The 10,713-nt window shown below is 42.6% G+C and carries 7 protein-coding genes and 1 tRNA gene; 7 read left to right on the plus strand and 1 reads right to left on the minus strand.

The genetic code is table 11. The features are described 5' to 3' along the window. Positions 1-103: 103 nt before the first annotated feature. The gene (locus tag RG47T_RS00470; protein ID WP_091690945.1) at positions 104-3,247 is read right to left on the minus strand and encodes a protein O-mannosyl-transferase family; all 3,144 of its coding nucleotides are present in this window, start codon (positions 3,245-3,247) and stop codon (positions 104-106) included. A 213-nt stretch (positions 3,248-3,460) separates the two neighbouring features. Here RG47T_RS00470 and RG47T_RS00475 point away from each other — a divergent pair. From RG47T_RS00475 to RG47T_RS25885, 7 genes are all read left to right on the plus strand, one after another. Further along, a tRNA-Gln gene (locus RG47T_RS00475) sits at positions 3,461-3,531 on the plus strand. 129 nt (positions 3,532-3,660) lie between these two features. Then, positions 3,661-4,605 carry a ribose-phosphate pyrophosphokinase gene (locus RG47T_RS00480; RefSeq protein ID WP_074487367.1) on the plus strand — a complete coding sequence of 315 codons (945 nt, stop codon included), beginning with the start codon at positions 3,661-3,663 and terminating at the stop codon, positions 4,603-4,605. Between the two features lie 154 nt (positions 4,606-4,759). Beyond that, positions 4,760-5,338: a 50S ribosomal protein L25/general stress protein Ctc gene (locus tag RG47T_RS00485; protein WP_074487368.1), complete on the plus strand. Its 579-nt coding sequence runs from the start codon at positions 4,760-4,762 to the stop codon at positions 5,336-5,338. A gap of 247 nt (positions 5,339-5,585) precedes the next feature. Continuing rightward, complete coding sequence (gene pth / locus RG47T_RS00490; protein WP_074487369.1) at positions 5,586-6,146, plus strand: aminoacyl-tRNA hydrolase; 561 nt, start codon at positions 5,586-5,588, stop codon at positions 6,144-6,146. 114 nt (positions 6,147-6,260) lie between these two features. Beyond that, on the plus strand, positions 6,261-8,681 hold the full coding sequence (locus RG47T_RS00495) for an outer membrane beta-barrel protein (protein WP_074487370.1): 2,421 nt from the start codon (positions 6,261-6,263) through the stop codon (positions 8,679-8,681). A gap of 9 nt (positions 8,682-8,690) precedes the next feature. Next, complete coding sequence (locus RG47T_RS00500) at positions 8,691-9,038, plus strand: Spx/MgsR family RNA polymerase-binding regulatory protein (RefSeq protein WP_074487371.1); 348 nt, start codon at positions 8,691-8,693, stop codon at positions 9,036-9,038. A gap of 76 nt (positions 9,039-9,114) precedes the next feature. Then, positions 9,115-10,713, plus strand: a 1,599-nt coding sequence (locus RG47T_RS25885; RefSeq protein ID WP_253187480.1) for a M1 family metallopeptidase, incomplete at its 3' end; no start/stop codon positions are given.

A 10,713-nucleotide genomic window follows, 5' to 3' on the forward strand; every position in this document is an offset into this window, starting at 1 on the left:
CTTATATTCTTAACTAAGAAGAATTACAAATGTCTATTGAGAAATATCCCCACAAAAAAAGGCCGTTCATTCGAGCGGCCTTTACAATATATTTAAGCAAACCTTATTGCTGTCTCGATAGTATCGGCCCCAGTTTGGTTTCGTACTCCTTTAGCTGCGTGCTAAATTTGGTACTTAAGGCAGTTTGGTGGAAATCTTTGGCCAGGGATGCTAAACCATTCAGTATCGACATCGAGAGCTGTACATCACGTTGCTGTATGCCATCTGAGTTGCTTTGCAGCAGGTCGGCGTTGTAAGATAGGATATCTATAATGTAAGCATCTATCTCGTTAGCCCATTTGTTACCCAATTGGTTTTCGCCTACTTTATAAGCGCCTTCTACAATATAGTATTTACGGGCAGCTACTTCGGTATAAGGGTAAAGGTTAGGCATTACCTCATCATATTTCTTCAGCACGTTTCTAGCTAAATCAGGGTGGCCTTCCTGTACCAGGTGGTCGTTCAGCATAATAAACTGTTTCAGGATGATCGGGTAAAACATCGTTAACGATTCGTGATCCAGGTAACGGGCATTTTTCATATTTCCCCATTTAAACTTGGTCATCATGTTGTTATACATTTTTAATGTATTGGCAGCTTCGCCCGGTGCAACAGTTGTATCAGCTTTAAACGGTAACAGGCGGTTGGCAAAACCTTCGTTGTAAAGGTATTTATCAAGGCCCATCAGGTTTTCGCTGCCTACGGTAATGGCAAAGTATATCGGGCGTTTCCAGTTGTTGTGTGCCAGTATATCTATCATGGCTAGGTTATCTTTGGTCACATAGTTCGATGCGTATTTCCAGTCAATTTCCGGCAATATGCGGCTTCTGTCGGCTTCTGTTGCTGTACCGGTTTTAATCAGGCTATCTGCATTAATAGTCAGTTTAAAGTTTTTGGTAGGCAGGTAGTTGGCACTTTCGCCGCTTTGGTATTCAACTTTGGTTGCAGGGTTGTCTGAAGTCATAAAGTCGAACACTTCTTTCAGTTCAACCGGGGTCGAAATATTTTTATCGTTGAAATAGATCACATCGCGCACACCGGCTTCAAACTTATTATTAGGCATGGTGATAGGCAGCGGTGCCGATTCATTCATTTTTTGCTTCATCTGGCGGATATACCAGTCGGTACCCAACAAGCTTAAATTAACAATACGCACATCCGGGCGAATGTTTTCAACCTCTTGTGCATACCATAGCGGGTAAGTATCATTATCGCCATAGGTAAACAAAATTGCATTAGGCGCGCAAGATTGCAGGTAGTTGGTTGCCATATCGCGTGGCGTATATTTGGTAGATCGGTCGTGGTCATTCCATTCCTGGTTGGCCATTAATACCGGGGCAGCTAATAAACAAGCACCGGTTGCAATGTAAGCGCTGGTAGTGGCATTAAGCTTTTTGCTTAAAAACTGGGCAATAGCCAATACACCCAAGCCTATCCAGATAGCAAAGGCATAAAAGGAGCCTGCATAAGCATAATCACGTTCACGCGGTTGTAGCGGGTCTTGGTTAAGGTAAAGCACAATGGCCAAACCTGTCATAAAAAATAATACGGCAACCACACCGGCATCGCGCTGTTTGCGTTTAAAGTGGAACCATAAACCTAGTAGCCCTATGATTAACGGTAATCCGAAAAGGCGGTTATAAGAGTTACTGTGTGTAACGGCATAAGGTAGTTTTTTGCCAAAGTTCCAGCCGCTTATCCAGTTACCATCGGTACCGTTACTGTCGTTTTGCCCGTCCATTTCATTGGTACGGCCTACAAAGTTCCATAAAAAGTAGCGGGTATACATTTGGTTTACCTGCCAGCTAAAAAAGAAAGCCAGGTTATGCACCAGGGTAGGGCTTTCCTGCGCACCTAAATGCAGCCACTGTCGGTAAAACTCAGGGTCGCCATTTGATTGGCTGAAGGTTCTCGGGAAAATGGTATTACGATCGTATACCTGGGTTGTTTTTTTACCGGCTACCTCGTATTTGGTTTTACCACGGCGGTACAGGGTTTGTCCCTCGGCCTGGTCAACCGGTTTCGAATCAAAGTACTGACCGTATAATAATGGTGTATCGCCATACTGGTCGCGGTTAAGGTAGCTGTTTAATGAAAATGCATCCTGCGGATCGCTATTGTTTAAGTTAGTGCCGGCTTTAGCACGGATAACGATCATTACAAACGAGCTATAGCCTAACAGGATAAACAACGTACTTATTAATATCGTATTGAGTATAAAGCGTTTGTTGCGGATGTGGAATACATACTCTAACAAAGCAATAACCGCTATCGAAGCGATAAAGCCAATAATACCTGCACTGATAGATAGTAACAGGATAAAGCAAACAGCCGAAGCGATGATGATTGGCATTGATGGCTTTATGGTGTAGTAGATACCTAGTACAATACCAGAAAGTAATAATATAAAGAAGATAATGGCACCACTGCCAAAGCCGAAACCAAGTGTGTTTACAAATAGCAGGTCGGCGTATGCAGCACCTTTAACAGTATATTGTATAATACCCCATAATACAAGGGCCAGTGCAACCACACCTAAAACAAATGCCCAAACGGTGCCTTTCGCGGTAACCTTATCGGCACGGCGGAAATAGATAACCAGTGCAATAGCCGGCATAACCAGCAAGTTGAGTAAGTGAACACCGATAGATAAACCCATTACATAGGCAATAAATACCAGCCATCTGTCGGCACCCGGTTCGTCTGCATGGGCATCCCATTTTAGTATCGCCCAAAACACAATGGCGGTACATAATGATGATTGCGCATAAACCTCAGACTCAACAGCCGAGAACCAGAAGGTATCAGAGTAAGTATATGCTAAAGCGCCCACTAAACCGGCGCCTATAATTAATATCGTATTAAGTGTGCTAACTTCTTCGCCGTATTTGGTTACTATTTTACGGGCAAGCGCTGTAATACTCCAGAACAAGAATAAAATGGTGGCGCCGCTGGCCAGTGCCGAGCCAACGTTTGTCCAATAAGCTACCCTATGTATATCGCCCATGGATAGTAAGGAAAATGCCTTGCCTATCATGGTAAATAAAGGAGCGCCCGGTTGGTGGGCTACCTGCATCCGATAAATACAGGCAATAAATTCGCCGCAGTCCCAAAAACTTGCAGAAGGCTCAAGTGTTAAAATGTAAGTTAGGGAGGCTATGACAAAGGCAATCCAGCCGAACAGATTATTGATTTTATTATAATTCATGATTGAATATACAGTATAGCTATAATTAGCCGACGAAATTAACAAAACTATTACGATGTTTTTTCATCATTCCATTAATCTTTAACATAATTTAACTAAGTGCGAGAGGCTTAGATATTGAATTTAAATTTTTTGAAAAAATACTTTTGACTTTAAAAATATCGTCCTATATTTGCATTCCAATTCGGAAACGACTTGTTGTCGAATAAGGATTGCCTGATAGTATAATGGTAGTACGACGGTTTTTGGTACCGTTTGTCTAGGTTCGAATCCTGGTCGGGCAACAATAAAGAGTTCGGATTTTAGTTTTTCGTTTCAGGTTACTGATAGGAAAATTGAAATCCGAATTGTTTTTTTATAAGGTTGCTAAGCAAATTCGAAATTGAAAATTCGAAATCCGAAATCAAAAAGAGATGCCTCTACAGTTTAATCCGGTTAAATTATTCTCAGGTTCGGCAACAGTAGCGTTGGCCAATAAAATAGCCGATGCTTATGGCCGCGAACTGGGCGATGTGGTTTTGTCACGTTTTAGCGATGGCGAATTTCAACCGCACTTTAATGAATCTGTAAGAGGAGGGGATATTTTCCTGATCCAGTCTACCAACCAGCCTACCGATAACTTAATGGAATTACTGATGATGATTGATGCCGCCCGCCGTGCATCTGCCCATTATGTAACCGCAGTTATCCCGTATTTTGGTTTGGCACGGCAAGACCGTAAAGACAAACCACGTGTAGCCATTGGTGCAAAGCTGGTAGCTAATTTATTAGTTGCAGCAGGCATTAACCGTATCATGACGATGGATTTGCACGCAGCGCAGATCCAGGGATTTTTTGATATCCCGGTAGATCATTTGGATGCTTCGATCATCTTTGTACCTTATATTAAAAGCCTGGGGCTGGAGAACCTTACTATTGCATCGCCGGATATGGGTGGTTCATACAGGGCACGCAGCTTTGCCAAGTTTTTTAATGCCGAGGTGGTAATTTGTGATAAACGCCGTAAGCGTGCCAATGAAATTGAGTCGATGACTATTATTGGTGATGTAACCGGGCAGGATATTGTATTGATAGATGACATTTGCGATACCGCAGGTACTTTGGCCAAAGCAGCCGGACTAATTATGGAGCGTGGTGCAAAAAGCGTTAGAGCAGTTTGTACACACCCGGTATTATCTGGCAAGGCTTATGAAACTATACAAAATTCGGTTTTAACAGAATTGATCGTAACAGATACTATTCCGTTAAAACACGCAAGTGAGAAGATCAGGGTATTATCAACCGCTAAATTATTTGCGGAAGCTATTACCAACGTAAACGAGCATGGCTCAATTAGCCAGCTGTTTAAAATAGATTAATTTTTAGTTTATGGCCTATGGTTGATAGATCATAGTAAAGCCTGGGCGATATATTATAAAGAGAATAAATTCATAGGGGAGGTCAGAAGCTGGTAAGTTTACCATGAACCATGATCTATAAACCATGAACTATTAAACAATAAATAATAAAACAATGAATTCAGTTGCTATTAGCGGTTCTTTAAGAGAGAACGTAGGGAAACGCGATGCCAAAGAGCTGCGCTACCAGGGTTTGGTTCCTGCAGTACTTTACGGTGGTGCTACACAAACTCACTTTGCAGTATCTATTGCCGACATTAAACCGGTAATTTTTACTCCGGAAGTTAACTTTATTGATCTTACTGTTGGTGGTGTTACCACTTCAGCTATTATCAAAGACATGCAATTTCACCCATTAACAGAACAACTTTTACACGTTGATTTTCTGCAATTGGATGAAGCAAAACCAGTAACTATCGAAATTCCAATCCGTTTAACCGGTACTTCACCAGGTGTTAAAATGGGTGGTAAATTGGTACAAAAACTGCGTAAACTTCGTGTTAAAGCTTTACCTAAAGATCACATCAACAACATTGATGTTAGCATCGAAGGTTTAGAAGTAGGTAAATCAGTGCGTGTTGCAGACATAAGCGTTGCAAACCTTACCATCACCAATGCTATCGAAGATACTGTTGTATCTGTAACTACCTCACGTGCATTACGTCAGGCAGAGCAAGAAGCTGGCAAGAAATAATTTATGCTGATTGCACCGGTTATGGTGTAATTACACAGATTTTTGGAACAGCGATAAGATTTTCTTATCGCTGTTTTTTTATAGTTTTGATTTTTTGAAGATCATATAATAAATAACACCATCATTGCGAGAAAAGCCCCCTCTAAATCTCCCCCGGTTGGGGAGACTTTTGAAGCCCTCTCCTTTGGAGAGGGTTGGGTGAGGCATTTACTTCGTACCTCGCAATAGCATCATATAAAACAAGGCAATGAAGTATTTAATAGTAGGTTTAGGCAACATCGGGCCGGAGTATGTAGATACCCGGCACAACATCGGCTTTATGATATTGGATGAACTGGCCAGGCAAGAAGGCTTAAAGTTTTACAATATGCGCCATGCCTATTATACCGAATACCAGTATAAAAGCCGTATGCTGCATTTGATAAAACCTACCACCTACATGAACCTGAGCGGCAAGGCCCTTAACCACTGGATGAAGGAGCTGAAAATACCGAAGGAGAATGTGTTGGTATTGGTTGATGACCTGGCTTTGCCACTAGGCACCCTGCGCCTTAAACCCAAAGGTAGTGCCGCCGGGCATAATGGCTTAAAGCACATTGAACAGGTTTTAGGCGATAATAACTATGCCCGTTTACGTTTCGGTATCAGCGATAACTACCCCAAAGGCCGCCAGGTTGATTATGTATTAAGCGGCTTTGACGATGATGAAAAGCCCGAATTACCCGCGCTTATAGATCGTTCTATAGAGATGATCAAAGCCTTTGCCACCATAGGTACCGAACTTACCATGACGAAATTTAATAAGTAATTACTTAACAAAAACTTAACTAGCTATTTAGTTAAATAGTGTTAATTAATTTTCTGGATAGGGGGTATTGGGTTATTATTGTATTGAGTAATCGCATACTTTACACAAAACCTAATGAAACACTTCTTATCACTGATAGCATTGCTATGCCTTTGTGCAGGCGCGTTTGCGCAATCTAACACCCAAACCATCAAGGGATTAATTTCCGACTCGTTAAAAAAGCAACCTATGGGCTATGTAACCGTAGCGTTACGGCATAATAAAACCAACTTGCCGGTAAAAAGCATGTTAAGTAAGGATAATGGTAGTTTCGAGTTTACCGGCCTTCCGCTTAAATCCTATCAGTTAGTGCTGGCTTCTGTTGGCTTTAAAAATAAGGTGATCGATATCGACAGCACTAAAAAGCTGATTGATCTTGGCAATATTCAGATGTCGGCTTCTACCAGTAGTTTAAATGAGGTAAGTGTAACTGCGGTGCGCCCCATTATTAAACAAGAGGTTGATCGTATTGGCTACGATGTGCAGGCCGACCCGGCCAACAAGGTAGAAAGCGCTTTGGATATGATGCGCAAGGTGCCGCTGGTTTCTGTTGATGCTTCTGACAATATTAAGTTAAAAGGGAACACCGATTACAAGATCCTCATTAATGGTAAGCCATCATCACTGGTTGCCAAAAACCCGTCGGATGTATTGAAAGCCATGCCGGCCAGCAATATCGAAAAGATAGAAGTAATTACCACGCCGCCAGCCAAATACGAGGCTGAAGGTTTGGCGGGCATTATCAACATCATCACCAAAAAGAATGCCGACCAGGGCTACAACGGTAACATCAGCACCCGTTACAATACCGTGTGGGGGGTAGGTACCAATCTTAATGCTACCGTAAAACAGGGTAAATTTGGCCTAAACGGTTATGTAGGTTATAACAGGCAAAATAAACAAAGCACCACTTTTCAAAATAGCATCAATACTTTTAACCCGGTATCATCGGTATTGCAAAATGGTACTAATGAAAGAGGAAATGGCAAAAACAAATACGGCAGCGCCGAACTTAGTTATGAGCTTGATACCCTAAACCTCATCACAGCTAATATAGAATCTTATACCTATAGCATGGCGCAAGCCAGCAGCCAGTATTCGCGCCAGTTTGATGACAGCTCGGTGGTTAACCAGGCCTATCATTTGCAAAATGCTACCAGCAATCATTACAGCGGTACAGACGTTGGTATTAATTATCAACTGGGGTTTGCAGGGCATAAAGATCAGCTGTTAACTACGTCTTATAAATACAGCTCATCTGGCAGTAAACAGATTAATAGTGGTTTATTTACAGAGCGGCTTGATTATGGTATGCCCGATTATAACCAGTATAATAACTCGGGTACTAAAGAGCACACCTTCCAGCTGGATTATGTGCAGCCGCTAAAAAAGGTTACCATAGAGGCCGGGGCAAAGGCTATACTTCGAAAAAACTTTAGCGATTTTAGCAACGATAATTATGATGACGTAACCGGTAAGTTTGTTAACAACCCTACCCAAACCAATAATTTCGATTATCAGCAAAATGTTTATGCTGCTTATAACTCGTACCAGGTTAAACTCAGCAAGTGGACCGGTAAGGCCGGTTTGCGTTTAGAGCATACCACAGTGGATGCCAATTTTACATCGATAGGCAGTGTGGCATCGCAAGATTATAATAACCTTATCCCCTCGGTATCCATACAGCGTACGCTGAAAAGCAGCAGTATCAATTTCGGTTTCTCAGAGCGTATCTCCCGGCCCAACATCTGGCAGCTAAATCCTTTTATAGATAAATCGAACCCTAAATATATCAACGTAGGTAACCCAGAGCTGCGCCCGGTGCTTAACCATAGTTTCGAATTAAATTATAGTAATTATGCCAAAGGCTCTGTCAACCTGGGTTTAAGTTATTCTTTTGCCAACAATACCATCCAGGGTGTAACCAGTATAGGGAAAGATACCGTTAGCACCACCACTTACGCAAACGTTGGCCACAATAAAAGGCTAGGCGCCAATTTTAACGTTAACTATCCTATTACCAAAAAGCTGAACCTGAGTGTTAATTCGCAAGTGATCTATGTGTGGTTAACCGGTACCTACAATAGTATTTTTTATACCAACAAGGGTTTCCAGGGGTATATGTTCGGTAATGCCGGGTATAAGTTTGATAAAGGCTGGCGCGTAGGTATGGATGGTGGCTTTGATAGCCGTTATGTGCTTTTACAGGGTAAAGACAACTACTATGTGGGGGCTTCCATGAGTGTTTCGAAAGATTTTTTGAAGGATAAAGCCAACATTGGCATCAATATCAGCAACCCCTGGAAAAAGTACCGGACTAACGACAGCTATACCAAAACAGATCAATTTGAGCAAACTAACTCCAATCAAAATTACTACCGTAACATCGGGTTTAACTTTACCTATAAGTTTGGCCGCTTAAACAGCCAGATTAAAAAGAACCAGCGCGGTATTCAAAATGATGACAGTAGTGGCAACCGTGGTGGAAATCACTAATTTTGCGGCATGAAAGTATATGGTATAACCAATTGCAACACAGTAAAAAAAGCGGTTGACTGGCTAAAGGCAAATCATGTTGATTATGAATTTCATGATTTTAAGAAATTGGGCGTTAGCGAAGAAAAATTACAGGAGTGGAACCAAAAGGCTGGCTACGAAAAGTTTATGAACAAGCAAGGTCTTACCTGGAAACAACTTGACCCTGCCGTAAAAGAAAGCGTAAAAGGCGAGGCAGAGGCCTTACCGTTGCTACAACAAAAAACCAGCATGATTAAAAGACCTGTTATTGAAGACGGCGGATTTTTATATTTTGGCTTTGACGAAAACGTATATAAGCAACACTTTTTAAAATAAGTGTAATTAATAAGCCCTTTTTACGTTATAATTGTTGCTTAAGCAATTATAACGTAACCTGCTGACCAAATTTTTAATGAGATATTCTTTTTTGACCAGTTTGTCCCTGGTCTTTTTTGCAGGTATTACTATTTGCAAAGCCCAGCATTTAGCCAGCCAGCCAGAGCTATCAAAGTTTGATAACACCCAATTATTTAACCCGGTTTTTTATACACACAACGGTACCGAGTACCGTGCAGCCGATGGCGAACCCGGCCCCCTGTACTGGCAAAACCGTGCCGACTACCAGTTGGCTGCCCATTTGGATGATAAAACCAACGAAATAACAGGTACCGAAGTACTTACCTATACCAATAACAGCCCGCAAAAAATGGACTTTTTGTGGATGCAGCTTGAGCAGAATCTTTACAAAGAAAACTCGAGAGGCGCATTGATGGAAGCCGCGGTGGGTAGCCGTAACCATTCGAGAGGGGCCGCTTATACTGGCTACGATATTAAATCGGTAACTATAAATGGCCTTGCGGTTAAGTTTTTGGTTATAGATACCCGTATGCAGCTGTTTTTGCCTGCGGCCCTGGCTGCAAAAGGCGGTAAGGTTGCCGTTAAAATAACCTACTCATTTACAGTGCCCGATTATGGGTCTGACCGTACCGGGATACAGGAAACCCGTAATGGTAAAATATTTACCATTGCCCAATGGTACCCGCGCATGTGTGTGTACGATGATGTAATGGGCTGGAATGCCATACCCTACAATGGCCCAAGCGAGTTTTACCTCGAGTACGGCGATTTTGATGTAAGCATCACCGCGCCGGCAAGCCATATCGTATTTGCATCCGGCGAATTGCAGAACCCGCAGGAAGTTTATACACCGTTGCAGCAACAGCGCTGGGCACAGGCTGCAGGCAGCGATAAAACAATACTTATCCGTTCGGCAAGTGAGGTGAGGAGTGCGGCTTCGCGCCCGGCAGGCAAGCCCGAACTAACCTGGCATTACAAAATCAGCAATGCGCGCGATGCTGTATGGGCATCGTCGGCAGCGTTTATTGTTGATGCTGCTAAAGTTAATTTACCCAATGGCAAAAAAACGCTTGCGGTATCTGCCTATCCGGTAGAGAGTAAAGGCGATAACGGCTGGGAGCATTCAACAGAGTATGTTAAAGGCTCATTAGAGTATAATAGCAGTAAATGGTTTGCTTACCCTTACCCGGTGGCTGTAGCTGTGGCGGGCAAAGTTGGTGGTATGGAGTACCCCGGCATTGTTTTCTGCGGATCTGACAGCAAGGGTAAAATTTTGTGGGATGTTAACGACCATGAGTTTGGCCATACCTGGTTCCCGATGATAGTGGGTTCTAACGAGCGTTTGTACGGCTGGATGGACGAAGGATTTAATACTTTCATCAATAGCCTGTCTACAGCAGCCTATAACAACGGCCAATATGCCGAACCAGGCTTAAACTGGACAAGCAACAAGGCCATGCACCTGCTAAACCCTGAAATGGAACCGGTAATGACCGCGCCTGATAACGTTGCCGAAATGCACGATGGCGCTGTGCTTTACGATAAGCCTGCCGAAGCATTAAAGATTTTGCGTAACCAGGTGCTTGGTACAGACAGGTTTGACAGGGCTTTTAAAACTTATATAGAACGTTGGGCCTATAAACACCCCACTCCC

This window comes from Mucilaginibacter polytrichastri, assembly GCF_001911425.1.
Lineage (GTDB): Bacteria > Bacteroidota > Bacteroidia > Sphingobacteriales > Sphingobacteriaceae > Mucilaginibacter > Mucilaginibacter polytrichastri.

Bases quoted from the DNA above. Each gene is read 5' to 3' on its own strand.
- RG47T_RS00500 (WP_074487371.1), top strand. From the start codon at position 8,691: ATGAAAGTATATGGTATAACCAATTGCAACACAGTAAAAAAAGCGGTT.
- RG47T_RS00470 (WP_091690945.1), bottom strand. From the start codon at position 3,247: ATGAATTATAATAAAATCAATAATCTGTTCGGCTGGATTGCCTTTGTC.
- RG47T_RS00495 (WP_074487370.1), top strand. From the start codon at position 6,261: ATGAAACACTTCTTATCACTGATAGCATTGCTATGCCTTTGTGCAGGC.
- pth (WP_074487369.1), top strand. From the start codon at position 5,586: ATGAAGTATTTAATAGTAGGTTTAGGCAACATCGGGCCGGAGTATGTA.
- RG47T_RS00485 (WP_074487368.1), top strand. From the start codon at position 4,760: ATGAATTCAGTTGCTATTAGCGGTTCTTTAAGAGAGAACGTAGGGAAA.
- RG47T_RS00480 (WP_074487367.1), top strand. From the start codon at position 3,661: ATGCCTCTACAGTTTAATCCGGTTAAATTATTCTCAGGTTCGGCAACA.